Origin of the sequence: Nocardioides sp. NPDC006273 (assembly GCF_040613495.1) — a bacterium.
In the GTDB taxonomy this organism is placed as follows: Bacteria; Actinomycetota; Actinomycetes; order Propionibacteriales; family Nocardioidaceae; genus Nocardioides.
In genome coordinates this window covers 110,380-136,555 of record NZ_JBEXSD010000005.1, presented here as the reverse complement: position 1 = coordinate 136,555, position 26,176 = coordinate 110,380, and the positions used below count along the sequence as shown (strand labels likewise).

Genomic DNA, 26,176 nt, shown 5'->3' with positions numbered 1-26,176 from the left:
ACCGACGGTCCCCGGGGGGTCGAGTGGTCCCCGGCGGTCGAGCCTGCCGAGACCTTGACTTCATACCTTACGGGGGTATGGTAGATCGCATGGACTTCGACGCCGCGCCGGCCGTCGCTGCCTTGGCAGACCCGGCGGCGATTCTGTTCGCGAGCGCCTTTGCCGCACCGGCACCGAGCAGAGCCCCACCGCCGGCGATGGCGAGCGCGGACATGCCGCTCGTGCCGCCGCCGAGAGGGGCCAGCCCGTCAGCCGTCTCGACCATCGCGTACGACGTCGAGGGCGCAGGCGACCCGTCGGCGTTGACCCACTGGGTGCCATTCCACTCCGGCTTGTTCTCCGCCTCGTGCGCCGCGATGTTCGCCTTCTCCTGGGCGATCAGCTCATGGCCCGTGCCGCCTGGGTAGAGAGTCCCGGAGTTGTACGCCGCCATCCGGGCGCGGGCAGCCGCAACCTCGCTGTACGAACCAGGAGATGACGGTGCCGCCGGAGCGCTTCCGGAGTCAGAGCTAGGCTCATCCGTGATCGCGCGCACCGGGGGCTCAGCGTTGTAATTGTCGTTGTCCACCACCTCGATCTGCTTGGCTGCCGCCGCCTCGGCATCCGCGATCGCCTGTTCTCGGGCAGCGTGGGCAGCGCGATCTGACTGAAGCGCCTTCAGGTTCTGGACCGCCTGAGCGGTGTCGACACCGGTTCCGCTCTGTGCGTACTTCGCGTCCGAGGAGTCCGGGGCCGGGCCGTGGGAGACAGGGAGGGACAGCTCGAGTTGGTCGTGAATACTCTGGGCGTTTCGTGTGGTGGTTTGGGCCTGGCTGAGAGCCTTGATCGCATCGTCCAGCTGCTTGACCTTCTCGCGGAGCCTCGTCGAGGAGTCCCGAAACGCGTTGGTTGCGGCGCCTGTCGTGAGTGACGTCTCCTCGAAGGCACGGGGTACATTTTTCTCCGCGTCTTCTAGATTCCTTGCGACCTCTCGAAGGGCGTCTCGTGCGTCGGCCCACTGCTGGATGCGCGCTTCAACGTCGTCCGGGTCAGCGTTCGCAATGTACTCCTTAAGCACGATCATCATCGTGCCTTTGACCGCAGCCATTCCTCAGCCCTCCTGGTCTTGGCCGTACTCGGAGCGAGATGCGATCTGCTCCAATGCCTCAGCGGACAGCGGAAAGAAGGGCAACGGAATGTCAGGAAGGTTGAGGCGGTCATCCTTCACCAAATTCTCGAAGAAGGGCTTGCTGATCAAGCTCTCGGCCTCGTCCATCAGGTTTCGGGAATCTCTCGCTGCGTCTTGGTCGGCGTTCTTGACCGCACGAACGGCGTCGTCGAGTCCGTCGACAAAGTTGACCAGCGCCTGATTGGTCTCCGATAGGGTCGAGTTGATTCGCTCAGTAGCAACATTCATCAGACCCTCGAGCCCTTGAGCGCTCGCGCTTCCGCCGAGTTTCCCGGCTGCCGGCTTGTCGACGTGGATCTTGTAGACCTCGTCCTTGGAGTCCATGAGGACCTGCTTGATCCTGTTGACCAAGTTCTCGTCGACCCCGGTGGATCGTGGACCTGCCATGTCGGCCTCCCGAGTATGTTCGTCGCGGAACCCAGAGTGTAAACACCCGGCCGTCCGTCGTCACTGTCAATCCGGCAGTGACGAACCCATTACTCTGTCCCGCATGACTGCATCTCGGACAGGCCCCGCTGCCCGCCGCTTCGTCTCAATCGCTTGCACAGTTGTCCTCGCCGCCGTCGTCGGCGCCTGTGGCGGATCCGGCGACGAACCGGGCGGAACACCCTCGTCGCCAACAGCCGAGGAGTCTACGGCGAACACCGAGTCGCCCACGGAATCACAACTGGCGGAGTTGAACGGCGCCCAACTGGCGGCTCCTGCTGAATGGGAGGTCGAACAGGCGCAGTCATCGAGGATCACCATCAGTGCGCCCAAAGACGATCTCGGCTACTCGCCTGGCTTCGCGCTCTTGGATGCGGATACCACGCTCTCAGAAAACACCGAAGCCCTAGCAGCGAGTACGTTGAGGCAGCCAGGGGCGAAGCGTCTGGCCGATGTCGAGTTCGGTGGTGTCACCTTCTTCCACGTTCGGGAGGGAAACGACACGAACACGGTGGACACCTACGGGGCGGTCATCGACGGTTCCGCAGTAACCGTGACATGGACTTTCCTCAATGACCTGGCCAGCCCCAAGCAGATCGACCAGCTGGTCAACCAGGTCATGCCATCGTTCAAGTTCGAGGGCTGAGCGCGCCGAAGCGGCTACTGGATCAGGCGATACAGCGTGATCGTCGCGTCGAATGAGTCGGTGTCCTTCGGTGTCGTGTAGAGGTAGTTTCCCGAAAGACCAACGTTGTTATCACGGGTTTCGAACGGCAGGGGGTCTCCGACTGGGTTCGAAGCTTCATCGAGGAATGTCCACGGATCGAAGAAGTCGTAGGTCAGGGGGTGGCCGTTGGCGACGACCGGCGATACGAGGTGGGTCGCTGCATCGTAGTTCTGCCGAACCGGTGCGTCGGCCCCGTCGCTCAGCCAACCGATCTTGTCCTGGCCGCGACCGCTGACGTCCCACACGACACCATCTCCGGCGGGCAAGATTCGGTCGGCGCCGCGTCCGCCTGTTGGAAGGGCCGGGCGCTCGTTCTTGGCAAAGCCGACCTTCTTTGCCCCCGTCTCGAGCGCGTACACGCCTTTGTTCGGGTCGTTCTTCCTGACGTCGTTGTCGTCGCGGTCGAACATCACCCAGTCTTTGGAGACGCCGAAGAGATTCGTGCGCCACTTGGTCTGCCACATCGTCTTGCCCGTGGTGGCGTCCACAGCAGCGAACGGCGACCCGTTCTCCGCCGTGGCATCGTCGGGCAGCGTACGGGCTAGGACGACTCCGTTCGAGACGGATATGGCGAACAGGTTCTTTCGCTCCCACGCGACCTCACCCGTGGACGCATCGAACGCTTGAGTGGTGCGGAACCGGGTGCGTTTGGGCTCTCCGTCGAGGCTGCCACCCGTGTACTCGTCGATTGTCTGGATGATCAGGCCGTCGTGCGCTCCGACGAATTGCCGCTTGACCGTGATTCCTTGGCGGTCCACGACTGGCTTGTAAGGCTTTGCCCATCTGACCTCCAGGGTGGCTGGGTCGATGTTGGCTACCCCAGTGAGCTTGGCCGATGTTGCGTTGCTGTTGCCCCGGAAGCCGATCACCACCTTGCCGTCAGCGGCGTACAGCGCGGGATCCGACGTATCGACGATCGCCTGGTACTTGGTGAGTTCATCCACCATGAAGAACCTGTCGACGGGCATCTCCCAAATCACCTTGCGGCTCGGTATGTCGACCGCTGCCAGCCACTCGCTGTCGGCGTACTCGCCCGGATCCATCCCCTCGGGCGCGTGCTCCTTCGCGGCTTCGGGGAGCAGGTCGGTACGGATGAGGGCGGTATCGCCGACGACCTCGAACTGCGTGCTCACATCGATCTTGAAGCCGAGGTCGTTCAGCGTCCACAGCGGCTGGTAGTACGGGGGTTCGCCGGGCTGGAGCGTGGGAGGCACCGACGACTCAGGGGTGCTCGGACTCTTGGGAGCGGATGTCGTCGAGGGCGAGAGGCCGCACGCCGAGAGCGCCAACGCGATGGCGATGATTCCGAGACGAATCTTCATGGCGTCAAATATCGCGGACGAGATCGGTACGCCGGATTCTAGACACGCTTCGGGGCCGCTGAGCCCTGAAGATTCCTGTCGGCGCTGACCGATAGGTTGCGGTCTGTGGTCGTACATCTGCACCGCGCGCCGCGGACCGATCTGCTCGCCGACTCGCTCGGCGAGCTGTTGTCGGTGCCGTCGGGGGATCCGTTCGCGACCGAGGTCGTGGTGGTGCCGGCGCGGGGGGTGGAGCGATGGTTGTCGCAGCGGCTCTCGCATCGGTTGGGGGCCGCGGCAGGACGCGCGGACGGGATCTGTGCCGGGGTCGACTTCCGGTCTCCGTGGTCGCTGTTCGCAGAGGTCGTGGGCACCGGGGACGAAGATCCCTGGGCGCCGGAGTCGCTGACGTGGCCGGTGCTGGCGGCGATCGACGCGTCGCTGGACGAGCCGTGGGCCAGGTCGCTCGCGGTGCATTTGGGCCATGGGGACACGACGGAGGAAGGCGTACGTCGGGGGGGGCGGCGGTTGGCCCTGGCCCGGCGGCTGGCGCGGCTGTTCGCTGCGTACGCGGACCAGCGGCCGGCGGTGGTCGCCGACTGGAGCGCGGGGCGGGACACGGACGGGCTCGGGTCTGAGATCGCCGACGATCTGGCGTGGCAGCCGCCGTTGTGGCGGGCCGTCGCGGAGATGGTCGGCGGGCCGACGCCGGTGGAGCGGCAGGCGCAGACGGTCGAGCGGCTGAAGCAGGCGCCGGGGGAGTTCGAGCTTCCGGAACGGGTCTCGCTGTTCGGGCACACTCGGCTCTCGGTGACGGACATCGAGCTCGTCGCGGCGCTGGGGGAGCACCGGGAGGTGCATCTGTGGTTGCCGCATCCGTCCGAGGCGCTGTGGCAGGCGCTCGCAGGGCAGGACGGGGCGGTCGCCAGGACGGCGGATCGGTCGCACGATGTGGTCGGGCATCCGCTGCTGGCGACGTTGGGGCGGGATACGCGGGAGCTGCAGCGGAGTCTCGCTGACCTGGCCGCGGTTGACGACTGTGTTGGTTTCGACACGCTCGCTGGCGCTCGCGGCTCAACCGACGGGCGGCTGCTCTCCTGGCTGCAGGAGGACATCCGGGGCAACACGGTCGGAGAAGCAGCGCAGCGGGTGCTCGAGCCCGAGGACCGCTCGATCCAGGTGCACGCCTGCCACGGCGGGGAGCGGCAGGTGGAGGTGCTTCGGGAGGTGCTCCTGGGGCTGCTGGAGGATGATCCGACGCTGGAGCCGCGGGACGTGCTCGTGATGTGCCCCGACATCGAGACCTTCGCGCCGCTGATCGAGGCCGGGTTCGGCCTCGGCGAGATGACCGGTGAGACCGGACACCCCGGCCACAGGCTGCGGGTCAAGCTGGCGGACCGGTCGTTGACGCGTACGAACCCGCTCCTGGAGGTGGCCACCAGGCTGCTCGACCTGGCCGGCGGCCGGGCGGGGGTGAGCGACGTACTCGACCTCGCTCATCTCGATCCGGTGCGGCGCCGGTTCGGGCTCAACGACGACGCCTTGGAGCAGTTCGAGGACTGGGCCAAGGACGCCGGGATCAGATGGGGCTTCGATGCGGAGCACCGCGAGCCCTTCGGGCTGGAGACGTACGTCGCCAACACCTGGCGTTTCGGGATGGACCGGATCCTCACCGGGGTGGCGATGTCCGAGGACTCCGCGACCTGGCTGGACACGACGCTGCCGCTCGACGACGTGGGGAGTGGGTCGGTCGAGCTGGCCGGGAAGTTCGCCGAGCTCGTCGATCGGCTGCAGGACGTGACCGATGAGCTGGCCGGGGTGCATCCGCTGGCGCACTGGCTGAAGGTCATCGAGGAAGGTGTCGCCGCGCTGACAGCGGTCTCGACCAACGACGAGTGGCAGTCGGGCCAGGTGACCAGAGAGCTGTCCCGCGTGCGCGACGCCGCCGCAGGCCAGCAGGTCGAAGAGCTGCGACTTCCCGACGTACGGGCGCTGCTGGGAGCGCGGCTGGCCGGGCGTGCGACGCGCGCCAACTTCCGCACCGGGACGCTGACCGTCTCCACGTTGGTGCCGATGCGGTCGGTGCCCCATCGGGTGGTCTGCCTGCTCGGCATCGATGACGGGGTGTTCCCGAGGGTCGGGATCACCGACGGCGACGACCTGCTGGCGCGTGACCCGCAGACCGGGGAGCGTGACCCGCGCAGCGAGGACCGGCAGCTGTTCCTCGACGCGCTGCTGGCAGCGACCGAGACGCTGGTGGTGACCTACACGGGCGCCAACGAGTACTCCGGGCAGCCACGGCCGCCCGCCGTCCCGCTGGGAGAGCTGCTGGACACGCTGGACGCGACCGCTGTCACCGCAGACGGGAAGCCGGTCTCGGAGGCGGTGACGACCAGGCACCCGCTGCAGCCGTTCGACGCGCGCAACCTCACGCCCGGGGTGCTGGTGACAGGTCACTCCTTCTCCTTCGACAAGGCCGCCGCGGCCGGGGCCAATGCCGCGCTCTCGGAGCGCGTCGAGCCGCCCGAGCTCCTGCCTGCCCCGCTGGCGCCACAGCAGACCGGGGACGTGACGCTCGAGGAACTGCTGGGCTTCTACCGCGCGCCGGTGCGCGCGTTCTTCCGCGACCGGCTGGAGATGGCGCTTCCGCGTGACGACGACCCGCTCTCCGACGCGCTGCCGGTCGAGCTCGACGGACTGGGGCAGTGGTCGGTGGGCGACCGGCTGCTCCACGACCTGCTCGCCGGGATGTCGGAGGAGCAGGCGACCCAGCAGGAGTGGCGCCGCGGCGTACTTCCGCCGAAGTGGCTCGGCTGGCGCATCCTCACCGACGTGATCACCAAGGCGAAGCCGATCGCGGCCGAGGCGCTTCGGGTGCGCCACGTCGGCATCTCCACGGGGCAGGCGCGGGCCGTCGACGTCGAGGTCGACCTCGGCGACGGAAGACGGCTGACCGGCACCGTCCCTCAGGTCTTCGGCGACCGGCTCGCCCCGGTGACGTACTCCCGGCTGGGTGCCAGGCAGCGCATCGAGTCATGGGTGCAGCTGGTCGCGCTGGCCGCCGCCGACGAGGACCGGCCCTGGAGCGCCTGGACGCTGGGGCGTCCGGCGAACTCCAGGTCGCGTACGCCGTTCGGGCTCTCCCAGCTCGGCCCGCTCGACCACACCGCGATCGACGTGCTCCGTGACCTGGTGCGACTGCGCGACCGAGGGCTGACCGCACCGCTGCCGTTGCCGCTGAAGACCTCGTTCGCCTACGCGCGCCAGCGACGGACCCAGGCCGGCATCGACGACGCGCTCTACAAGGCCGGCTGGGAGTGGAACGACAGCCGCTACGAGGGTGAGGAGTCCGACGTGGAGCAGGTGCGAGCCTGGGGTGCGAAGTCCGCGATCCCCGGGCTGGGCGATCCTCCGGAGCCCGGCGAGGAGTTCGACGGGGAGACGTCCCGTTTCGGCGCGCTCTCGATGCGGGTCTGGTCACCGTTGCTCAAGGCAGAGCAGGGGAGCTGGTGACGATGCAGTTCACTCCCTTCGACCTGACCGGCCCGCTGCCCACCGGCACGATGCTGATCGAGGCATCGGCCGGCACCGGGAAGACCTTCACCATCGGCGCCCTGGTCACCCGCTACGTGATCGAGGGGCAGGCGAGGCTCGACGAGATCCTGGCGATCACCTTCGGCCGCGCCGCCTCCCAGGAGCTCCGCGACCGGGTGCGTGCCCACCTCGTCGAGGCGGAGCGAGCGTTCGCGGAGACTGTCCGCGGCCGGCGGCCGACACCGCTCGACGCCCACCTCGAGCTGCTCCTGGACGTTTCCGACGACGAGATCCGGGTACGCCACGAGCGGGTGCGCGACGCCCTCGCCTCGTTCGACGGGGCGACGATCGCGACGACGCACCAGTTCTGTCAGCTCGTGCTGCGCTCGCTGGGCGTGGCCGGTGACACCGACGCCGGCGCCGAGCTGGTCGATTCGCTCGACGAGCTGGTCGTCGAGGTCGTCGACGACCTCTATCTGAAGTGGTTCGGTGAGGCGCGGGAGCGGCCACCGTTCGACCGCGACGACGCGCTGGGCCTGGCGCGCACCGCGGTCGAGGACCCGCAGTCCGTCCTGGCCCCGGCGCCGGTCGAGGACCCGGTCGCGGGAGCACGGGTGCGGTTCGCCGAAGAGGTTCGGGCGGAGGTCGACCGGCGCAAGCAGATGCGCGGTGTGATGTCCTACGACGACCTGCTCTCCCGGCTCGCGGTCGCGCTCGAGGACCCAGCGGCTCCGGCACGGGCGCGGATGCGGCAGCGGTGGCGGATCGTGCTGGTCGACGAGTTCCAGGACACCGACCCGGTGCAGTGGCAGGTGCTCTCGCGGGCCTTCGAGGGCCACGCCACCCTGGTGCTCATCGGCGACCCGAAGCAGGCGATCTACGCCTTCCGCGGCGGTGACGTCTTCACCTATCTGGCCGCCGCCCGGGCCGCCGAGACGCAGGCCACGCTCGACACCAACTGGCGCAGCGACGCACCGCTGGTCGAGCGGCTCCAGGTGGTCCTGCGCGGCGCGGCGTTGGGATCGTCGGAGATCGTCGTCCACGACGTGAAGGCCCATCACGACGGCTCCAGGCTGGTCGGGGCCCCGCACCCGGCGCCGTTCCGGATCCGCCGGGTCGGCCGCGGCGGCTTCAAGCTCACCCGCGGCAAGATGATCACCGCCGGCGCCGCGCGCGCCCACATCGCCCGTGATCTCGCCGGCGACATCGCCGGGCTGCTCGGCTCCGGGGCGACCTGGTGCGACGCTCCGGTGCAGGCCGGGGACATCGCGGTCATCGTCAGGGTGCGTTCCCACGGGCTGCTGGTGCAGCGGGTGCTGCAGGAGCACGGCATCCCGGCGGTGATGGCCGGCGGTGGTGACGTCTTCCTGACTCCCGCCGGCGAGGACTGGCTCGCGCTCCTGCAGGCGCTCGACTCGCCCCATCGGACGCCGCTGGTGCGGGCCGCGGGGCTGAGCGTCTTCTTCGGCTACACCGCCACCGAGCTCGACGCGGGCGGGGAGGCGCTGACCTCGCGCATCGCAGACACGCTGCGCGGCTGGGCGCTGCTGCTGCGTGGCCGGGGCGTCGCCGCCCTGATCGAGGCGGCGGAGGAGCGCGGGCTCACTGCGCGCGTGCTGGGGCGCACCGACGGCGAGCGGTTGCTCACCGACGTACGTCATCTGGGGCAGCTACTCCACGACATCGCGGTGCGCGACTCGTTCGGGCTGCCGGCGCTGCTGACCTGGTTCCGCGACGAGCGGCGGCGTTCGGCCGCCACCGAGCGGCCGCGGCGGCTGGACTCCGATGCGGCCGCGGTGCAGATCGTGACGGTGCACGGCTCCAAGGGCCTGCAATACCCGATCGTCTATCTGCCCTTCGCCTACGACTACTTCGTGCGCGACCCCGACGTCGCTCGGTTCCACGACGATTCCGGGCAGCGGACCATCGACGTCACCCGGACCGGGGCGCAGTGGCCGCAGAACCTGGCCCGACACCAGGGCGAGGAGATCGGCGAGGAGCTGCGCGATCTCTACGTCGCGCTGACCCGAGCGCAGTCGCAGGTCGTCGCATGGTGGGCGCCCACGGCCAACACCGCCACCGGCGGTCTCCACCGGCTGCTGTTCGGGCGAGGTCCTGGCCAAGCGGTGGTTCCGGACAGCGTCGCTGTGCCGAGCGACGAGGACGCGGCAACGCTGCTGAGCAATGTCGCGCGCCACGGCGGCCCGGTGGCCGAGGAGGCGGTGCCAGTGGCAGCAGCCCCGCCGGTGCGAGCAGCGTCGCCCGGCCTGCTCGCCGCCCGGGCGTTCACCCGTGAGGTGGACGCGGAGTGGCGGCGTACGTCCTACTCCGGGCTCATCCGGGTCGACGAAGGCGTGGTCGCGACCTCTGAGCCGGAGGTGGAGGGCACCGACGACGAGCCCATCGCCGTGGAGGCCGACCTCTCGGCATCGGTGGGCGAGCTTGTCGAGACCGCTGAGGAGCACCTCTCGCCGATGGCCGAGCTGCCCAAGGGGGCCGGCTTCGGGTCGCTGGTCCACGCGGTCCTGGAGCACACCGACCCCGAGGCCCCTGACCTGGCCGAAGAGCTGCTGACGAGGACCCGGGAGCAGCTGCGCTGGTGGCCGGTCCCGGCCTCGGCCGAAGACCTCGCGACCGCGATGCTGCCGCTCAACCTCACCTCGCTCGGACCCGCGGCCGACGGGCTGACGTTGGCCCAGATCCCGCTGCGCGACCGGTTGCGCGAGCTCGACTTCGAGATCCCGTTGGCCGGGGGCGACACCCGCGGGCCGGGCGCTCCCGACGTACGTCTGCGCGATCTCGCCCCGCTGCTGCGCGCTCGCCTTCCGGTGGACGACCCGATGGTGACGTACGCCGACCGGCTCGAGACCCCGCCGCTGGGCGACCAGTCATTGCGGGGTTATCTGACCGGTTCGGTCGACGTGGTGCTGAGACTGCCGAACGGCCGGTTCGTGGTCGTCGACTACAAGACCAACTTCCTGGGGGTGGAGGCGATGGACTACACCCAGCCGAGGCTGGCCGAGGCGATGCTGCACTCCCACTACCCGCTGCAGGCGCTGCTCTACTCCGCGGTGGTGCACCGCTTCCTGCGCTGGCGCCTACCTGGGTACGACCCCGAGATGCATCTCGGTGGGGTGCTCTACCTCTACGTACGCGGGATGCTCGGTCCGGACACCCCCGTCGTCGACGGCATCCCGACCGGCGTCTTCACCTGGCAGCCACCCGCGTCTCTCGCGATCGCGCTGTCCGACCTGCTGGACGGAACGCTCCCAGACGAGGTGACCGCATGATCGAGCGCTGGGAGTCCCAGGATCCCTTCGACGCACGCCTGGCCCGGTCCGCGACCGGCCTGCTCGCGTCGTTCAACCGCGAGGGCGTGCTGACCGCGGCCGACGTCCACGTCGCGACCCGTGCGGCCACGCTCGCGGGCGAGACGCGCGACGAGGTGCGGCTGGCGGTGGCGCTGGCCGTCCGGGCGATCCGGCACGGCTCGGTGTGCGTCGACCTGGCCGCGCTGCGGGAGACCGAGGAGACACTGCCGTGGCCGGCCGCCGCCAGCTGGCTGGAGGCCGTCGCCGACAGCCCCCTGGCGGCCCAGTCACTGGTGCAGGTCGAGGACGGCCTGCTCTACCTCGACCGCTATCACCGCGAGGAAGGACAGGTACGCGACGATCTGCTCGCCCGCCTGGCTTCGCCCCGGCCCGTGGCCGACGAGGCCTTGCTGGAGGCGACCGCGGCCCGACTCTTCCCAGGAGAGGGCTACGCCGAGCAGCGTGCCTCCGCGCTCGCCGCCGCCCGGCAGTCCACGACGGTCCTCACCGGTGGTCCCGGCACCGGCAAGACGACCACCGTGGCGGGCCTGCTGGCGCTGCTCACCGAGCAGTCCTCGACGCCGTTGCGGGTCGCGCTGACCGCGCCGACCGGCAAGGCGGCCGCGCGGCTGCAGGAGGCGGTCGAGAGTGCCCAGCTGGCGCCGCAGTTCACCGGGGCCGACCGTGCTCGCCTCTCCGGCCTGACCGCCTCGACCCTTCACCGGCTGCTCGGTTGGCGACCCGGATCGTCGACGAGGTTCAAGCACCACCGCACCAACCGGCTGCCGCACGACGTGATCGTCGTCGACGAGACGAGCATGGTCTCGCTGACGATGATGGCCCGGCTGCTCGAGGCGGTGCGCCCGGAAGCGCGCCTGATCCTCGTCGGCGATCCCGACCAGCTGGCCAGTGTCGAGGCCGGGGCGGTGCTCTCCGACCTCGTCGCCGGGCTCGCTGTGCGCTCGCCCGACGCCGTGGCCGCGCTCCGCACCACCCACCGCTTCGGTGGCGCGATCGGCGCGCTGGCGGCGGCGCTGCGGGACGGCGACGCCGACGCCGCGCTCGAGGTGCTCAACGGAGGCGACCCCGCGGTCGAGCTGGTCGACCCTGCTGACGAGGCCATGATGGCCGCGGTCGAGCGCGACCTCGTCGCGCACGCCGTCGCCCTGCACGAGGCCGCGTTCGCGGGTGATGCGGAGCGCTGCGTACGCATGCTCGACGAGTCGCGTCTGCTCTGCGCCCACCGCGACGGCCCCTGGGGCGTCGCCCACTGGAACCGGCTGGTCGAGCGCGGCCTCGCTGAGACCACCGGGGAGGCGCTCGGCATCGGCTGGGGCCACGAGTGGTACCCGGGCCGCCCGGTGCTCGTCACCGCCAACGACTACGGCCTCGGACTCTTCAACGGTGACACCGGCGTCACCTACACCGACGCCGGCGGTGATCTTCGGGTCGCGATCGCGGGCGGCGCGTCGTACTCGCCCTCACGTCTCGGCGACATCGAGACCCTGCACGCGATGACCGTCCACAAGTCGCAGGGCAGCCAGGCCAGATCCGTCACCGTCCTGCTCCCGCCCGACGACTCGCCCCTGCTCACCCGCGAGCTCTTCTACACGGCGGTCACCAGGGCGCAGGAGCGGGTACGCATCGTCGGCACCCCCGACGCGGTCACGGCCGCGATCACCCGCCGGGCCCAGCGCGCCTCCGGTCTCCGGCAGCGGCTGGGCCACGACTGAGCGCAGCCTCAGAAGCGCTCCGCGAGCGCTGTCAGCTTCGCGACGTACGCCGGGAAGTCGACGTTCGGGGGTACGTTGTGGTCGCGCGACATCCAGCCGACGGCACCGTCGATGCCCTCCCGGAGGATGTCGGCCTGGCCGGCGTGCTGCGCGATGTCGCCGTAGGTGTAGGTCGCGATCTCATGCAGCGTGACGGGCGTGTCGCCCCAGTGCTTGACGTGGCCGACCGCGTCCAGCTCGAGAGCGTCGATGGTCGCGTTGGCGTGCGCGATCACCCGGCGGTAGCGGTCGACGATGCCGGCGACGGTCTCGTCCTGGGTCGCGTACCAGTCGGCCTGCGGATCGACCTCGTAGCGGTCCAGCGCGATCAGCTCGTCGGTCTGCGGGAACGGCCGCCCGAAGGTGTCGCCGAGGTAGATCGCCTCGACGTTGAGGCAGTGCTTGACGATGCCGATGAGATTGGTGCCAGTCGGCGTGCGCGGCATCCGGGCCTCACGTTCGGGAAGGTCCTCGACCTTCCCGATCAGGGCGTTGCGAGCGTTGTCCAGGCGCTGCTTCAGCGTCTCTTTCGGGTCCGCGTCGGCAACCATCGCGGTGTCAGGAGCGCGCGATGGAGGTGGCGAGCGAGGCGAGGTGGCCGAGGCGGGCCAGCTCGGAGTCGAGGAAGTCGGGGCCGCCGCGGCGGCCGATGAGGACGATCTCGTTGCCGTCGATGCGGGCACCGGCGAACATGTTCTCGTCCTCGCCCTCGACCTCGATCCGCTCGGGGCGGTCGAGCTCGATGAAGGGGACGTTCTCGGGCGAGCCGTCGGTGGACCGGCTGATGCCCTTGACGCGGTGGACGCGGATGGCCCAGTCGGCGCGGAAGGTCAGCGGCAGCACGTCGATGAGTCGATCGAGCGCCTCGTGGGCGTTCTCGGTGAGGTCCTCGACGGCCTCGAGATCGAGGAAGAGGTTGCCTCCGGCGGCGTAGCGGGAGATCCAGACGACGTGCACGTCGTCGAGCTCGTTGCATGCCGACACGATGGAGTCCGGCATCGTTCCCGGTTGGGTCTCGAGAAGCACGTCATCGACGGCTCTACCGTCAACCTTGTTCTTCTCGACGATCTCGATCGCCTCGATGTCGCCACCGGCTTCACCGATGGCGGAGGCGAGGCGGCCGAGGGAACCCGGGATGTCGGGCAGGTCGACGCGTAGCAGGAACGGCATGGCCCTAGACCCTAGCGTCGCGAACCGACAGTCGTGGCACTCTCGCGGTTACACGCCGGTCAACTGGCGGGCTGCTCGTCGGCGGGCTCGAGCAGGAAGAGCGGAAAGACCCGGGATGTGTTGGGCTGATAGTCCCCGTACGTCGGCCACGTCTTCACCGCATGGGCCCACCACTCCTCGCGCTCCTCGCCGGCGAGCTCGCGAGCGACGTACGGCTTCTTGGACGCGCCGTCCTGGAGGACCATGTCGGGGTACTTGCGGAAGTTGGCCACCCAGGCGGGGTTCTGGTCGGAGCCGCCCCAGGAGGCGACCGCGAGGTAGCGGCCGTCACGCTCGACCCGCATCAGCGGGGTCTTGCGGATGGCGCCGGTCTTGGCGCCGCGGTTGGTGATCAGGATGATCGGCTTGCCGTCGCGCTCGAGGACGTTGGCCTCGGCGCCGTCGGAGGCCTCGAACGCGGCCACCTGCTCGCGCACCCAGTCTGCCGTGCTCGGGACGTATTCACCTTGCAGTTCGGTCATGTCCTCCATAACAGCCGATCGCCGTGGCTATTCCAACCCCGGATAACCTCACCCCATGAGTGCCATCGAAGGAGTCTCCGACACGTTCGACCCGAGCCGCTGGGACGAGGTCCCGGGCTTCGAGGATCTGACCGACCTGACCTACCACCGGGCCAAGGAGCACGGCACCGTACGCATCGCCTTCGACCGGCCCGACGTACTCAACGCCTTCCGCCCGCACACCGTCGACGAGCTCCTGCGGGTGCTCGAGCACGCCCGGATCTCCGCCGACGTCGGCTGCGTCCTGCTCACCGGCAACGGCCCCTCGGTCAAGAACGGCAAGCACTCCTTCTGCACCGGTGGCGACCAGCGCATCCGCGGCAAGGCCGGCTACCAGTACGAGGTCTCGACAAGCTCGACCACCGGTCAGTCCGCGTACGCCGCCGACCGGACGGGCGCGGAGGAACCGACTCCGATCGACAAGGCCAAGATGGCGCGCCTGCACATCCTCGAGTGCCAGCGACTGATCCGCTTCATGCCCAAGGTCGTCGTCTGCGTCGTCCCGGGCTGGACCGCCGGCGGCGGCCATTCGCTCCACGTGGTGTGCGACCTGACCCTGGCGAGCGCCGAGCACGGGCGCTTCAAGCAGACCGACGCCGACGTCGGCTCGTTCGACGGCGGCTACGGGAGTGCCTACCTCGCCCGCCAGGTCGGCCAGAAGTTCGCCCGCGAGATCTTCTTCCTCGCCGAGGAGTACTCGGCCGAGGACGGCGTCCGCATGGGCACCGTCAACCGCGCCGTGCCCCACGCCGAGCTCGAGGACGTCGCGCTCGAGTGGGGCCGCAAGATCAACGGCAAGTCGCCCACGGCTCAGCGGATGCTGAAGTACTCCTTCAACCTCCTCGACGACGGCCTCGTCGGCCAGCAGATGTTCGCCGGCGAGACCACCAGGTTGGCCTACATGACCGACGAGGCCCAGGAGGGTCGCGATCAGTTCCTGGAGAAGCGCGAGCCCGACTGGTCGCCCTACCCCTGGTACTACTGATCGACTCCGGTGGTCGAGCCCGTCGAGCCCCGCAGGTCAGAGGCCTGTTAAGACCCCGCGCGTGGCTGATGCGTGGCAAGAATCGCGATCGATGTGGTTGAGTACGACGCCGGACGGTCGGATGCCACACTTCGCATGTGGACATTTCCTCAGTAGGCAGCGAGGGCGCTGACGTCCGGCTGACGCGGGGTGAGGTGCTCGCGATTCGGAACATCGCCGAGCGCGCCGACATGGTGCCCTTGGAACTGCGTGGACCCGGCCAGATGTTCGAGCGGCTCGCCACACAGTTCGGCGACCTTGCTGAGTCAATGGACAACCCGTCATGGACTACCGGTCGTGCAACTCACGTCGAACCTGAGGCAACGACCCGTGATGAGTTCGGTGAGTTTGTCGTCGGGGTGATCGCGGACTTCGCCGAGTCGGGCCGTGCTGAGTGGGAGAACAACACGCTGGAGCGATTCCTGGACGGACTCGCTGCGTTCGCGCTCACCCGTGTCAATGGGCGTGCTGCCGAGGTCCAAGAAGGGGCCTCTTGGGCGCTGTTCGCGGAGTTGATCGCTGCGGCGACCGGTTACGAGTAGGGCGACCCGAAGATGACTGACTGGCAGGCGCTCCAGTGCGCGTACGGCAGCGCCGAGAGGGTTCCCGAACTTCTGCGTCGAGCTGAAGAGGCTGGTGCTGACTTCGGCGAGGCATGGGGTGACCTCTGGAGCTACATCTGCCATCAAGGGACGGTGTACTCCGCGAGCTACGCCGCGGTGCCCTCTCTGGCCGCGATGTGTCTCCGGCAAGAGCCGCGCGGCTACATGGCTCCGCTCCAGTTGGTCGGCTCCATCCTTGCCTCGAACGACGCTCCGGAGAGCGCGGAGTTGATGCGCGATCAGCACGCCCAGGAGGTAGGTCAACTGCGCGTAGTCGCTGAACGCTGCCTCGAACTCGCGAAGGATGACGTCGAGTTCATCTATGGGCTTGAAACCTTGGCGGCCTTCGAGGGCAGGGGAGTCTGGTCGAGGACCCTCAGCTACCTCGCGGACGGCGAGGTGCCGCTGGATTGTGTCAACTGCGGCGAGAGCCTGCTCGTCCGCATCGATGGGCTCCCGGCCACGGTGACGTGTTGGGACGCATCCCGACCGGCGACGACAGTCGAGTCGGCGGAAGATCTCGTGCCGATCGAACAGCGGCTCATCTCGCTCGCAGTGGCGAACAACCGCGCCCTCGTGGCTGAGAAACTTCGCCAGCTGTTCGGAACGGCGATCTGCCCTGAATGCCGTGCGGAATTTCCGATCGGCAGTGCCTTCGCTTAGTTGTGGGGCGTCTGAGCTGCCTCGCGGGCTCGACCGACGAGCGCGCGGTAGTCTGACTCGCTCATGCAGTGCACCTCGGTCCAGCTGACGGCTCTCACGTTTGCGCAGGTCAGTCGCACAATGTCGGCGATGGTAGTTGCCAGTCGCTGAGCGTGCCGTGCCCCCGCGGGAAACCTGCTGACAAGCCCAACGCCGCAGGATGAGCCCGACACGCTCACTTCAACTGCGCGACCTCTTCTGTCGGGACGCCGAAGTTCAGTCCGGAAAGGCGCCTGCTTCTGTCACCACTTCAACTCGATCTCGATCTCGCGCTCGTCGTCCCCTATCTCGATCTCCAGCTTGAAGTCGACCTCGTCGGGCACGTGCACCTTGAAGCGCAGCCCTCCTCTTTCGAACTCGACCTCGTTGTTGCTGGCGAGCGCGTCGGCTAGGGCATGAAGGCGAGCAGCCGCTTCCTCACGACGCAGCCTCGCCCGTTCCGTGACTTCCATCAGGTCCATGCTGACTCCTTGTTATGGCGTTGAGGTTGCATGATCTCGGCCGAGCTCGATTCGCGCCAGCCCCGGGCGGCTCAAAGCGCTCCGCCTTCCCGTCGCCGGACCGAAGGTTGAAGAACAACACCCGGTCGATGTGGTGCGGAGCGCCTGGCAGTCAGCGTCGGAACCTACCAGCCGACACGGGGGCCGGCGTCACCCAGAAGCTGGGTCATTCACCGATGATGCGGTAGCTCTGCTTGCTGCTGCGCTTCGGTCGGGTCGGCTCGACCACGCGGCGGTCTTCCAACTCACGCAGACGACGTAGCACGGTCTGGTAGCCCATGGTGAGGTGCTCGCTGAGCCCTCGTGAGGTCGTATGGCCAGCGCGGATTGCCTGGACGATGACATCCAGCTCGGCTTCGATCCCCGTCCGTTCGGAGTCATCGGGGCCGGCGGGATCCTCGAGTCCAGGCAGAGGGAGTTGATCAACCTCCTCGATCAGGCGATAACTGGCGTACCGCTTGCCGCCGGTCCGTACGGCGACACCGCGGGCCATGAGGTCGCGCACCGCTCGGCGGGCGTCGGTGTCGTTCACCCCCCACGCGCGCAGCATGCCGACACTGACGCGACCAGAACTACGCATGATGGCTAGAGCTAGGTGCTGCGGGTCTGTGAGATCGGGCAGGCCGAGCCCCGTGATCCACTCGATGGTCTGTGGTGCGAGCAGGGCGGTGCGAGGCACGGTGACCATGAGCCGACCTGGCTCGGCATCGAACTCGGGTGGTGACATGCCCGCCCTGCGCAGTGCAGCCACAGCTGTGACCAAGCCCGAGCCGCGGTTCTCGGCGATGGTCTCGTTCGGGCGATCAGGAAGGGGGACATCGGCGAGAAGCTTGGCCAAGGTTGCATTGCGCGACTTGGACTCGATCCGGGCGGCTCCCAGTTGATCGATGGTGACGCCGCCGAACAGGCCGCCCGGGCTCTTGACGACGAGCCGGTCCGGGTACAGCTCGATCTGGATTTGGGTTCCGCGGCTCTCCGGACTGTAGTCGCGGTGCATGAGCGCGTTGGTGATCAGTTCGCGGATCACCTCGGTCGGGTAGTCGTAGCGATCCTCCCGGCCCAGTCCGCGGACGATCGCTGCCCGGCTCATGTTGCGTCGAAGCGCTGTCGCAACTTCGTGGAGGATCAAAGGTATAGGGCCATCGATGGTGACGTTCTCGAGGAAACGTTCGCCCTCGGGCCCTAAGTCGCCCAATTGGGCAGTGGGTAAGACGATCACGGACGCGAAGAGCTGCGGGAAGAACTGCTGGGGATAGATGCCCAAACTCAGGAGGCCCGCGAGTGTGGGACGTGCGGTGCCATCGACATCCTGAATGGCGCCGAGCCTCTTGAGTGCCGTCATCGGCTCGACACCATCGAATGCGCGTGGCGATCGTTCGGCCGCGTGACGCAGCATCTGCTCGACGAGGCGAGGGTCGAGGTCGTCCATGCCTGCGGCGACGACAACCTCTTGATCATGGGTTGGCTGGTTACGGTTCGACAGCAACTGTGTCACTTCATATCGACTCAACCGTCGATCGCCATCGCCTCCGCGAATGAACGAGCCGTTGTATTCGCCGCGTTCGGTAACGAAGCAGGGCTTGTCGATGGGGTCGATCTCCTCGACATCGAGTCGGACCAGTTGAGCCCCCTCGAACTCGAGGATCTCGATGACAGATCGAATGGGTGGGGTGACTTTCTGGTGACAGGCATTGGCGAGTGCGTCGCGGATCTTTGCCGCATCGAACCCGCCGGCCGGCAGAAAGCCATCTTCATCGAGGCCCATCAGGAGAGTTCCGCCATCACCGTTCGCGAACGCACTCAGTGTCTCGACCACAGTCTTGGGCAAACCTCCTACGGCTGCCTTGACCTCGATCTCGGTCGGCTCCAGCCCGAGCCGACGAAGTCGCTCGACCATTGTTTCCAAGCTCGACTCTGACACTCTCTCCACCGACTCTCTCAGACTCTATCCGACTCTATCAGCGGCTTGATCTGTATTGGGAGAGTTGCTAGCGGTGTCTCTATGTCTCTTATTAAGAGACATAGAGACAGCTCGGCTGATCAGGTCAGGTCAGCGCGGCGAGCTCGCTCAGTTCGCGCTGGTAGGCGCTGTAGGTCTCGCGCAGCTCTGCTGCGGGCCAGCCCGCGGGGCGGAGCTCGACGGGAAGGAGCGGGTCGGCGCTGAGGTGCCGCACGATCGCGGCGGCGGTGGCGAGCCGGAGAGCGGGCTCGGACGTCGTCGACAGGCGCTCGAGCAGGCGCTCACCTTCGCGCGCCCAGCCGGCGAGATCCCACAACGAGGCGGCGAGATCACGGGAGTCCTGCGCCGGGGTGGCCGTGAACGCCTGAAGCACCGGATCGGTGAAACGAGGGCGCTGAAGGTTGGCCGGCCGGGTCCAGACCCCTTCGCGGAGCTCGGCGAGCCGGTGCGCCTTCAGTGCATCGCGCAGGACGGCACGCTCGGGCCCCGGTCGACCGGTGGTCACGACGACGGCCATCTCCCAGGTGCCGTCCCACGGCTTGTCCGCCGTGTGCACAGCTTCGTCCTGATGTGTCTGCCGCTGGATCAGCCGCTCGCCGAGCCGGTAGCCGGCGTCGGTCCGGCGCAGGTCGCCGTCGCCGACGGCGCGGGTGACGGCGACGCGTACGGTCGCCGGCGCGATGCCGAAGAGCTGGCCCGCGCGAGTGAGATCGGCCGGAGTCAGTGGGTTCGGGTGGGCGCCGAGCATCAGGCTCAGGATCGCCGATCGGGCGGAGAGCGGAGCCAGTTCGTCGCGCGCGGTAACCACCCGGGCATCCTCTCATGCAACGTTTATGCACACGATTGTCGTTATTTCTGTAACATGATGACCATGACCAGCACGCACGAGCCCCACTCCACCCATGTGGTCAGCAACCAGGTCCCGCCGCTGGTGGGCCACAACACGGCCGGTGACCCGGTCCTGCGCGAGGGCGTCGAGCGCGAGGGCGCGGCGTGGGCGCTCCCCGAGATCGACGAGGTGGGCCGTCTCGCCGGGACCGCCGAGGCGCAGGACTGGGGCCGGCTCGCCGAGCGGGTCCCGCCGCGTCTGCACACCCATGATCGCTACGGACACCGCGTCGACGAGGTCGAGTACGTCCCGGCGTACCACCAGCTGATGACCACCGCGGTGGAGAACGGTCTGCATGCTGCTCCCTGGGTCGATGATCGGCCCGGCGCCCACGTCGCCCGGGCGGCGAAGTTCTTCGCCTGGAACGTCGACGCGGGCCACGGCTGCCCGATCTCGATGACCTACGCGGTCGTTCCGGCGCTGCGTGCCAACCCCGAGCTCGCCGCGAGGTTCGAGCCGCTGCTCACCAATCGGGAGTACGACTTCGGCCTGCGGGACCCCGAGACCAAGCGCGGTCTGATCGCCGGGATGTCGATGACCGAGAAGCAGGGCGGATCCGACGTCCGCGCGAACACGACGACCGCGAGCCCGCAGACCGACGGGACGTACGTCCTGCGTGGGCACAAGTGGTTCACCAGCGCGCCGATGAGCGACCTGTTCCTCACCCTCGCCCAGACGTCCGCCGGGATCTCCTGCTTCCTCGTGCCGCGCGTCCTGCCCGGTGGCGAACGCAACGCGATGCGTTTCATGCGGCTGAAGGACAAGCTGGGAAACAGGTCGAACGCCTCCTCCGAGATCGAGTACGACGCGGCGACCGGGTGGCTCGTGGGCGAGGAGGGCCGCGGGGTGCGCACGATCGTCGAGATGGTCAACATGACCCGCCTCGACTGCGTGGTCGGCTCCTCGGCCGGTATGCGCACCGCGCTGACCATGGCGGCGCACCACGCCCAGCATCGCTCGGCGTTCGGCAAGCTGCTGGTCGACCAGCCGGCGATGCGCAACGTACTGGCTGATCTGCAGGTCGAGTCCGAGGCGGCGACGACCGCGATGCTGCGGCTCGCCGGCGCCAACGACCGAGCCATTCGGGGCGACGAGGCCGAGGCCTCCCTGCGCCGGATCGCGCTGGCGGTCACGAAGTACTACGTCTGCAAGCGGGCGCCGTACATGGTCAACGAGGCCCTGGAGTGCTTGGGCGGGAACGGCTACATCGAGGACTTCGACGTCGCACGCATCTATCGAGAGATGCCGCTCCTCTCGATCTGGGAGGGGTCGGGCAACGTCGCGGCGCTGGACGCCCTACGAGCGCTGGCGAAGGAGCCGCACACGCTGGACGCGTTCATGGCCGAGGCGGAGCTCGCCTCCGGTGCCGACGCCCGCTACGACGCCGCACTGGACCGGTTGAAGAAGGAGTTCGCCTCCTTCGACGACCTCGAGCTCCGGGCGCGACGGATCGTGGAACAGATGGCCCTGGTCTTCCAGGGCTCCCAGCTCGTCCGGCACGCACCGGCGCCCGTCGCCGACGCTTTCTGCGCCTCGCGTCTCGGCCGGGACTGGGGCGGAGCCTTCGGGACGCTGTCGCCACGCGGGGATCTCGACGCGATCATCGAGCGAGCGCTCCCCGCCTGATTCGCCTCGTACGGAGTCGAACCTGCGTGAGGGTCGGGCGGGCCCCCTGTCATGGCGATGGGCGAGGCATGGCCCGTCGGGTCTGCGGGCGTCGGGCGGCGAGGTACTCCGCGGGCATGCCCGGTCCAGGGCGGACCGCCACGTCGTCCGGCGGGATGGCGCCGTGCTGCTCGCAGCGCGCCTCGACGTGGACGGGTTCGCCGCAGTCCGCATGGAGGTAGTCGATCGGGCGGCCGTCAGGGGCGAACCACGTGTCGCCCCACTCGGTGAGCGCGATCAGCGCGGGACGTAGTCCTTGGGCCATGGCGGTCGGCCGATAGTCCCCGGCGTCGTCACGCGTCATCAGGCCGGCCTCGACGAGCGAGGCGAGGCGTGTCTTCAGGATGTTCGTGGAGATGCCGAGGTTGTGCTGGAAGTCGCCGTATCGCGTGACGCCGGCGAATATCGCGTCCCGCAGGATCAGCAGGGTCCAGCGCTCGCCGACGATCTCCAGAGATCGGGCGATGGAGCAGATCTGGCCGTCGTACGTCTTTCCGAGCACGGTGAAGACTCTAGCAAGTCGCTTGCATGATGAAAGTCCATGTGGCTACGGTAGTGCTTGCATGATGCAAGTGCATGATGCAACTCACAGCCGACATCGAGGAGACCGCCATGAGCGACCTGACCGCAACCTTCACCGTCGATGCCACACCTCAGGAGGCGTTTGAGGCCATCAACGACGTACGTTCCTGGTGGGGGCACCACATCGCCGGACCCACCGACCAGGTCGGTGGCGAGTGGTTCTATCTGGTGCCGAACATCCACTTCTCCAAGCAGCGCGTGAGCGAGCTGATCCCGGGGGAGCGCGTCGTGTGGGAGTTCACCGACGGCTACCTCGACTTCATCGCGGACAAGACGGAGTGGGTCGGCACGACCGGCCGCTTCGACATCGTCAGCGACGGCGAGCAGACTCGTGTGACCTTCACCCACGAGGGACTCGGCCGCGGCGACGAGTGCTTCGACGTCTGCTACGACGCCTGGACCCACTACATCACCGTCAGCCTGAAGGGCCGGATCGAATCGGGCGAGGGCCTGATCCGGACCGAGGAGGAGAACGTCGCCGCAGTGGGCCGATAGCGCGCATCGCCCTGGTATTACTGAGGCATGCTCTCCACTTGGACCGGGCGAGGCCGTCTGGCGATCTATCTCGCTGCGCTCGTGCTCGGGATCGTGGAGGCCGCGGTCCTGGCCACCGACCCCTACGAGGTCGCGGGCGGTGTCGCTCTGCTGATCGGGTTCACCCACGCCGCCTCGATTCCGCTGGCGCTCCGGCGTCCGGTGGAGGCGGCCGGCCTCTCCCTGGTGGCGGTCACCGTGGCTGCGCTGGCAGTCGCGCGGCAGAGCCCGGACGGCTGGCCGTGGATGGTGGCGCCGCCGACGTTGACCCAGCTCCTGGTGCTGGTGGTGCTGACCCTCGTCGCCGGGTGGCGGCCGGCGGCGATCACCCTGGCGATCCAGGTCGCCGCCGGAGTGGTCCTGGCCGTGGTCGGACTGGCCTGGCAGAACGGCTTCCTCGCCTCGCTCGTGGAGGTGGCCAACTTCGCCTCCCTCGCGCTGCTGCTGGGCGCCCTGGCCACCGTGGCCAGACGGCTGGCCGAGAGCCGCAGTGCGCTGCGGGAGGAGCACGAGCGTCGCTCGGTCGTCGAGGAGAAGGCGCGCATCGCCCGCGAGCTGCACGACGTGATCGCCCACAACATGTCGCTGATCACCGTCCAGGCCAGATCGGCGCCGCACCGGGTCGACGACGTCAGCCCGGCGGCCGAGGCGGAGTTCGCGGAGATCGCCGACCTCGCGGCTTCGGCGCTGCGGCAGATGCGCGGGGTGCTCGACGTCCTGCGCACCGAGGAGGGCCAGTCGGGTCGGGTCCCCGTGCCGGGCATCGACGGACTGGCGGAGCTCTTCGACTCGGCCCGCGGGACCGGGCAGCGGGTCGAGGTGCGTGGCGACCTCCCGGAGCTGACCGATGTGGCTCCAGAGGTCGGCACCGCCGCCTATCGGATCGTGCAGGAGGCGCTCAGCAACGCCCGCCGCCACGCCCCCAGCGAGCCGGTCGGCGTCGATCTGACGATGGGGGAGGAGGGCCTCGGGATCCGGGTCGCCAACGGTCTCGACGGCACCGCCCCGGCCACCGACAAGGAGGCCACCGGCGGAGGTCACGGCCTGATCGGGATGCGCGAGCGTGCCGGCGCCGTCGGTGGCACCGTCACCGCGGGCGCGAGCGACGAGGACGAGTTCGTCGTCGAGGCGCTGCTCCCGGCACAAACGGCGGTGCGCACACTGCCCAAACGCGGTAGGAAGACCCCGTGACGGTGAAGATCGTGGTCGTCGACGACCAGGAGATGGTGCGCTCCGGCTTCGTGGCGCTGCTCAACAGCAAGTCCGACATCGACGTGGTCGGCACCGCGGCCGACGGCTCCGAGGCGTTGCAGGTGGTGCGGCGTACCAACCCGGACGTGGTGCTGATGGACGTCCGGATGCCGGTGATGGACGGGATCGAGGCGCTCCGGCAGCTGGCCGGCAACCCGGCCACCGCGGCTGTCAAGGTGATCATGCTGACCACGTTCGATGCCGACGAGTACGTCCACGAGTCGCTGCGCCTGGGCGCCAGCGGGTTTCTGCTGAAGGACGCATCCCCGGACGAGCTCGCGGCCGCCATTCGTGTGGTCCACGCCGGTGAGGCGCTGCTCTCGCCGTCGGTGACCCGGCAGGTGATCGCGCAGTTCGCCCGCGCGCCCAGGAAGAGGCGGGCCGACCCGCGGCTCAAGCAGCTCACCGAGCGCGAGCGCGAGGTGCTCGAGAACATCGCCCGAGGAAGCTCCAACAGCGAGATCGCCGCCGAGCTCTTCCTCGCGGAGCAGACCGTGAAGACCCACGTCAGCCGCATCCTCGGCAAGCTCGGCCTGCGGGACCGCGCCCAGGCGGTGGTGTTCGCCTACGAGAGCGGCCTGGTCGCGCCGCACGTCTGACGGGCGAGGAGTGCCGTCGCTCCCCCGTGAACGTCCGACGACCCGGCCCGCAACGGTGCGGGCCGGGTCATGCAGGTCAGCGTGGCCAGACTGCGTAGGTGACCTTTCCTCCGATCACGTCCACGGTCAGCTGGACGGGCCCGTCCGGTCGGACGTAAAGCTCGTAGCGCCCCTCGGCGACCTCGTAGAAGACAACCGAGTAGACCGTGTCGCCCTCGGGAGTCGGTCGCGGCACCACCGCGACGTGCGGTAGCCCGTGGTGATGACCGTGGTGATGACCGTGGTCGAGCTCATCGTTGCGGTGCTTCGCCCCCTCCGGCCCAGGCGGGACGGCTCGGCCGGTCGGGCGCAGCTCGATCTCCAGCCCTTCGAGCTCGGCCGGCATCTCGATGACCAGGGCACCGATGTCGCCACCGATGTCCAACAGCACCGATGACCCCTGCCCGGCATGGGGGTTCTCGAGGAGATTCGCTTCCCTGCTCATGACGCGGCCGGCACGCCCGGCTTGGACTGGTATCCGCCGGCAGGCGTACCGAGGTACGGGAACACCTTCAGGTAGTCGGAGTTCGTGTTCGACGTACCGTCGTTGATCGCGCTCGTCGCGTCGTCGGGGGTGAACTTCGGGTCGACGAGCGGGATGGTGAGCCCGGCGACCGCTCGCAGCTCGACCGTGACCACGTCGTCGAAGACCCGGCGTCCGTTGGGGAACCCGGCGGCATCGCCGGCGACGAGGCCGAGCGGATTCGGTGTCTTGGCCGGCGGAACGGCGACGTTCAGTCGGAGCAGGTCGGACTCGACCGGGCCGGTGTAGTTCTGGAACCCCGGCACCACGCCCTCCGGGATCCCGGTCAGCAGGATCGCTGCGAGGTCCGCCCGCGGCTTCTTGTACGCCGCCAGGTTCGGGAACACGTCCGGGTAGAGAGCGGGCAGCAGGCCGGCGAGCTCCGGCTTGGTCACGTACTTGGCGTACTCGCGGTCCTCCGACGGCCGCCGGCTGTTCCACTTGTCCTTCTCCGCCATCGGCACGATGACCTCGTTGAACAGGGGATTGCCCAGCCGCGAAACCTGCTTGTGCGGGCCGTGCCACACGGAGATGCCGAGAAGCTCGTCGAAGATCCTGGACTGCTTCCGGCTGGCCGAGGCCCAGACGCCGATGGTCGCCTTCGGGTCCATCACGTCCTTGGGGGCCCGGCCGTTGCGGGTCAGGTCGCTGATCGGGACCTGGAGTGCGATCGTGTGCACGTTCGAGCCCTGCAGGCCGTTGACCCCGGCCGCTTCAGCCGACGGGATCAGGTGCGCCATCTGGAACGGCCGCAGCGTACCGAGGTCGAAGATGCTGCCCAGGTCGGCGAAGAAGCCGTCCGCGCGCTGCCCGGCGAACACCGTGCGTCCGCCATCGAGGGTGTGGATTGCCGCTTTCGCGAGCTTGGCGTAGTCCGGCGTGCTCCGGATGCCTACGTTGACCGGCGGTACGGGGAGGTCACGGGCCAGGGTCCGGGACTTGCCTTTCTCCACTCGGGTGACCGTGTAGTACTGCGGACGGTTCCAGGTCTCGTCCTCGATCGAGGTGATCGGTCCGGTGTTGTAGAGGAAGGTCTTCTTGTTCCGGATCTCGGCCCGGAACCGGAACTGGTAGCTGATGTCGGTCTTACCGTCTCCGCCGTTGGAGATGTGGATCTGGTAGAGGACGTCGTCGCCGAACTCGTAGAAGTTCGGCCCGCCGAACGGGTTCTGGAACGGGATGAAGTTTGCGATGAGGGTGACCGTGTCCGGCTTGTCCGGGCTGACGAACGCGTAGACATCGGTGTTGTCGGCGACCGGATCCTTCGAGATCTCCGGTGCTTCGCGATGGGACGACATGAAGTTCCTCCACTAGAGGTGCTGATCGATGAGATGAAG

Annotated in this window: 23 protein-coding genes; 11 read left to right on the top strand and 12 right to left on the bottom strand. The window is 68.3% G+C overall.

What is annotated here, in order from left to right:
* Positions 1-67 precede the first annotated feature (67 nt).
* Together ABZZ22_RS04180 and ABZZ22_RS04175 are read right to left on the bottom strand one after the other, a co-directional pair.
* Entirely contained in the window at positions 68-1,087 is a 1,020-nt protein-coding gene (locus tag ABZZ22_RS04180) for a hypothetical protein (RefSeq protein ID WP_354927103.1), read from the bottom strand.
* A gap of 3 nt (positions 1,088-1,090) precedes the next feature.
* Complete coding sequence (locus ABZZ22_RS04175; RefSeq protein WP_354927101.1) at positions 1,091-1,492, bottom strand: hypothetical protein; 402 nt, start codon at positions 1,490-1,492, stop codon at positions 1,091-1,093.
* Positions 1,493-1,658: 166 nt separating this feature from the next.
* Between ABZZ22_RS04175 and ABZZ22_RS04170 the strand changes: the two genes are divergently transcribed.
* Entirely contained in the window at positions 1,659-2,240 is a 582-nt protein-coding gene (locus ABZZ22_RS04170; protein WP_354927099.1) for a hypothetical protein, read from the top strand.
* Positions 2,241-2,254: 14 nt separating this feature from the next.
* Here the strand turns inward: ABZZ22_RS04170 and ABZZ22_RS04165 are convergent, their stop codons facing one another.
* Positions 2,255-3,643 carry a hypothetical protein gene (locus ABZZ22_RS04165; protein ID WP_354927097.1) on the bottom strand — a complete coding sequence of 463 codons (1,389 nt, stop codon included), beginning with the start codon at positions 3,641-3,643 and terminating at the stop codon, positions 2,255-2,257.
* A gap of 105 nt (positions 3,644-3,748) precedes the next feature.
* Here ABZZ22_RS04165 and recC point away from each other — a divergent pair, with 105 nt between their 5' ends.
* Genes recC through recD form a run of 3 tightly spaced genes read left to right on the top strand, consistent with a single transcriptional unit; the run spans position 3,749 to position 12,200 of the window.
* Positions 3,749-7,135: an exodeoxyribonuclease V subunit gamma gene (gene recC / locus ABZZ22_RS04160; RefSeq protein ID WP_354927095.1), complete on the top strand. Its 3,387-nt coding sequence runs from the start codon at positions 3,749-3,751 to the stop codon at positions 7,133-7,135.
* 2 nt (positions 7,136-7,137) lie between these two features.
* A complete protein-coding gene (locus tag ABZZ22_RS04155; protein ID WP_354927093.1) occupies positions 7,138-10,446 on the top strand; it encodes a UvrD-helicase domain-containing protein in 3,309 nt (1,102 codons plus the stop codon).
* On the top strand, positions 10,443-12,200 hold the full coding sequence (gene recD, locus ABZZ22_RS04150) for an exodeoxyribonuclease V subunit alpha (RefSeq protein ID WP_354927091.1): 1,758 nt from the start codon (positions 10,443-10,445) through the stop codon (positions 12,198-12,200). Before ABZZ22_RS04155 ends, recD begins: the two co-directional genes overlap by 4 nt.
* 8 nt (positions 12,201-12,208) lie before the next feature.
* Here recD and ABZZ22_RS04145 read toward each other — a convergent pair whose 3' ends face one another.
* The 3 genes from ABZZ22_RS04145 to ABZZ22_RS04135 are packed head-to-tail and all read right to left on the bottom strand — an operon-like array spanning position 12,209 to position 13,930.
* The gene (locus ABZZ22_RS04145) at positions 12,209-12,790 is read right to left on the bottom strand and encodes a DinB family protein (RefSeq protein WP_354927089.1); all 582 of its coding nucleotides are present in this window, start codon (positions 12,788-12,790) and stop codon (positions 12,209-12,211) included.
* A gap of 7 nt (positions 12,791-12,797) precedes the next feature.
* A complete protein-coding gene (locus tag ABZZ22_RS04140; protein ID WP_354927087.1) occupies positions 12,798-13,409 on the bottom strand; it encodes an amino acid-binding protein in 612 nt (203 codons plus the stop codon).
* Between the two features lie 59 nt (positions 13,410-13,468).
* Positions 13,469-13,930 carry a nitroreductase family deazaflavin-dependent oxidoreductase gene (locus tag ABZZ22_RS04135; protein WP_354927085.1) on the bottom strand — a complete coding sequence of 154 codons (462 nt, stop codon included), beginning with the start codon at positions 13,928-13,930 and terminating at the stop codon, positions 13,469-13,471.
* A gap of 55 nt (positions 13,931-13,985) precedes the next feature.
* Between ABZZ22_RS04135 and ABZZ22_RS04130 the strand changes: the two genes are divergently transcribed.
* The 3 genes from ABZZ22_RS04130 (at position 13,986) to ABZZ22_RS04120 (ending at position 16,258) form a co-directional block, all read left to right on the top strand.
* The gene (locus ABZZ22_RS04130; RefSeq protein ID WP_179660120.1) at positions 13,986-14,954 is read left to right on the top strand and encodes a 1,4-dihydroxy-2-naphthoyl-CoA synthase; all 969 of its coding nucleotides are present in this window, start codon (positions 13,986-13,988) and stop codon (positions 14,952-14,954) included.
* Between the two features lie 137 nt (positions 14,955-15,091).
* Positions 15,092-15,535, top strand: coding sequence for a hypothetical protein (locus tag ABZZ22_RS04125; RefSeq protein WP_354927083.1), 444 nt, complete (start codon positions 15,092-15,094; stop codon positions 15,533-15,535).
* 12 nt (positions 15,536-15,547) lie between these two features.
* The gene (locus ABZZ22_RS04120; protein ID WP_354927081.1) at positions 15,548-16,258 is read left to right on the top strand and encodes a hypothetical protein; all 711 of its coding nucleotides are present in this window, start codon (positions 15,548-15,550) and stop codon (positions 16,256-16,258) included.
* A gap of 281 nt (positions 16,259-16,539) precedes the next feature.
* Here ABZZ22_RS04120 and ABZZ22_RS04115 read toward each other — a convergent pair whose 3' ends face one another.
* From ABZZ22_RS04115 to ABZZ22_RS04105, 3 genes are all read right to left on the bottom strand, one after another.
* The gene (locus tag ABZZ22_RS04115; protein ID WP_354927079.1) at positions 16,540-16,758 is read right to left on the bottom strand and encodes an amphi-Trp domain-containing protein; all 219 of its coding nucleotides are present in this window, start codon (positions 16,756-16,758) and stop codon (positions 16,540-16,542) included.
* A 205-nt stretch (positions 16,759-16,963) separates the two neighbouring features.
* Positions 16,964-18,694, bottom strand: coding sequence for an ATP-binding protein (locus ABZZ22_RS04110; RefSeq protein WP_354927077.1), 1,731 nt, complete (start codon positions 18,692-18,694; stop codon positions 16,964-16,966).
* Positions 18,695-18,842: 148 nt separating this feature from the next.
* Positions 18,843-19,565, bottom strand: a complete 723-nt coding sequence (locus tag ABZZ22_RS04105) for a PaaX domain-containing protein, C- domain protein (protein ID WP_354927075.1) — start codon at positions 19,563-19,565, stop codon at positions 18,843-18,845.
* 63 nt (positions 19,566-19,628) lie between these two features.
* Between ABZZ22_RS04105 and ABZZ22_RS04100 the strand changes: the two genes are divergently transcribed.
* On the top strand, positions 19,629-21,272 hold the full coding sequence (locus tag ABZZ22_RS04100) for an acyl-CoA dehydrogenase family protein (protein WP_354927073.1): 1,644 nt from the start codon (positions 19,629-19,631) through the stop codon (positions 21,270-21,272).
* A 49-nt stretch (positions 21,273-21,321) separates the two neighbouring features.
* On the opposite strand, the gene ABZZ22_RS04095 is transcribed toward ABZZ22_RS04100, so the two are convergent.
* Positions 21,322-21,813 (bottom strand): helix-turn-helix domain-containing protein, encoded by a 492-nt coding sequence (locus ABZZ22_RS04095; RefSeq protein WP_354927071.1) that lies wholly within the window; start codon positions 21,811-21,813, stop codon positions 21,322-21,324.
* A gap of 74 nt (positions 21,814-21,887) precedes the next feature.
* Here ABZZ22_RS04095 and ABZZ22_RS04090 point away from each other — a divergent pair, with 74 nt between their 5' ends.
* From ABZZ22_RS04090 to ABZZ22_RS04080, 3 genes are read left to right on the top strand one after another with little or no spacing between them, the layout of a single operon-like run.
* Complete coding sequence (locus tag ABZZ22_RS04090; protein ID WP_354927069.1) at positions 21,888-22,388, top strand: SRPBCC domain-containing protein; 501 nt, start codon at positions 21,888-21,890, stop codon at positions 22,386-22,388.
* A 27-nt stretch (positions 22,389-22,415) separates the two neighbouring features.
* Complete coding sequence (locus ABZZ22_RS04085) at positions 22,416-23,618, top strand: histidine kinase (protein ID WP_354927067.1); 1,203 nt, start codon at positions 22,416-22,418, stop codon at positions 23,616-23,618.
* Positions 23,615-24,277: a response regulator transcription factor gene (locus tag ABZZ22_RS04080; protein ID WP_354927066.1), complete on the top strand. Its 663-nt coding sequence runs from the start codon at positions 23,615-23,617 to the stop codon at positions 24,275-24,277. The genes ABZZ22_RS04085 and ABZZ22_RS04080 overlap by 4 nt, the downstream gene beginning before the upstream one ends.
* Positions 24,278-24,353: 76 nt before the next feature.
* Here ABZZ22_RS04080 and ABZZ22_RS04075 read toward each other — a convergent pair whose 3' ends face one another.
* Both ABZZ22_RS04075 and ABZZ22_RS04070 read right to left on the bottom strand, forming a co-directional pair.
* Positions 24,354-24,761 (bottom strand): hypothetical protein, encoded by a 408-nt coding sequence (locus ABZZ22_RS04075; protein ID WP_354927064.1) that lies wholly within the window; start codon positions 24,759-24,761, stop codon positions 24,354-24,356.
* Positions 24,758-26,137, bottom strand: a complete 1,380-nt coding sequence (locus ABZZ22_RS04070; protein WP_354927062.1) for a DUF4331 domain-containing protein — start codon at positions 26,135-26,137, stop codon at positions 24,758-24,760. The genes ABZZ22_RS04075 and ABZZ22_RS04070 overlap by 4 nt, the downstream gene beginning before the upstream one ends.
* Between the last annotated feature and the right edge of the window lie 39 nt (positions 26,138-26,176).

Bases quoted from the DNA above. Each gene is read 5' to 3' on its own strand.
- ABZZ22_RS04180 (WP_354927103.1), bottom strand. From the start codon at position 1,087: ATGGCTGCGGTCAAAGGCACGATGATGATCGTGCTTAAGGAGTACATT.
- ABZZ22_RS04175 (WP_354927101.1), bottom strand. From the start codon at position 1,492: ATGGACTCCAAGGACGAGGTCTACAAGATCCACGTCGACAAGCCGGCA.
- ABZZ22_RS04170 (WP_354927099.1), top strand. From the start codon at position 1,659: ATGACTGCATCTCGGACAGGCCCCGCTGCCCGCCGCTTCGTCTCAATC.
- ABZZ22_RS04165 (WP_354927097.1), bottom strand. From the start codon at position 3,643: ATGAAGATTCGTCTCGGAATCATCGCCATCGCGTTGGCGCTCTCGGCG.
- ABZZ22_RS04155 (WP_354927093.1), top strand. From the start codon at position 7,138: ATGCAGTTCACTCCCTTCGACCTGACCGGCCCGCTGCCCACCGGCACG.
- recD (WP_354927091.1), top strand. From the start codon at position 10,443: ATGATCGAGCGCTGGGAGTCCCAGGATCCCTTCGACGCACGCCTGGCC.
- ABZZ22_RS04145 (WP_354927089.1), bottom strand. From the start codon at position 12,790: ATGGTTGCCGACGCGGACCCGAAAGAGACGCTGAAGCAGCGCCTGGAC.
- ABZZ22_RS04140 (WP_354927087.1), bottom strand. From the start codon at position 13,409: ATGCCGTTCCTGCTACGCGTCGACCTGCCCGACATCCCGGGTTCCCTC.
- ABZZ22_RS04135 (WP_354927085.1), bottom strand. From the start codon at position 13,930: ATGACCGAACTGCAAGGTGAATACGTCCCGAGCACGGCAGACTGGGTG.
- ABZZ22_RS04130 (WP_179660120.1), top strand. From the start codon at position 13,986: ATGAGTGCCATCGAAGGAGTCTCCGACACGTTCGACCCGAGCCGCTGG.
- ABZZ22_RS04120 (WP_354927081.1), top strand. From the start codon at position 15,548: ATGACTGACTGGCAGGCGCTCCAGTGCGCGTACGGCAGCGCCGAGAGG.
- ABZZ22_RS04115 (WP_354927079.1), bottom strand. From the start codon at position 16,758: ATGGACCTGATGGAAGTCACGGAACGGGCGAGGCTGCGTCGTGAGGAA.
- ABZZ22_RS04110 (WP_354927077.1), bottom strand. From the start codon at position 18,694: ATGGTCGAGCGACTTCGTCGGCTCGGGCTGGAGCCGACCGAGATCGAG.
- ABZZ22_RS04100 (WP_354927073.1), top strand. From the start codon at position 19,629: ATGACCAGCACGCACGAGCCCCACTCCACCCATGTGGTCAGCAACCAG.
- ABZZ22_RS04090 (WP_354927069.1), top strand. From the start codon at position 21,888: ATGATGCAACTCACAGCCGACATCGAGGAGACCGCCATGAGCGACCTG.
- ABZZ22_RS04085 (WP_354927067.1), top strand. From the start codon at position 22,416: ATGCTCTCCACTTGGACCGGGCGAGGCCGTCTGGCGATCTATCTCGCT.
- ABZZ22_RS04075 (WP_354927064.1), bottom strand. From the start codon at position 24,761: ATGAGCAGGGAAGCGAATCTCCTCGAGAACCCCCATGCCGGGCAGGGG.
- ABZZ22_RS04070 (WP_354927062.1), bottom strand. From the start codon at position 26,137: ATGTCGTCCCATCGCGAAGCACCGGAGATCTCGAAGGATCCGGTCGCC.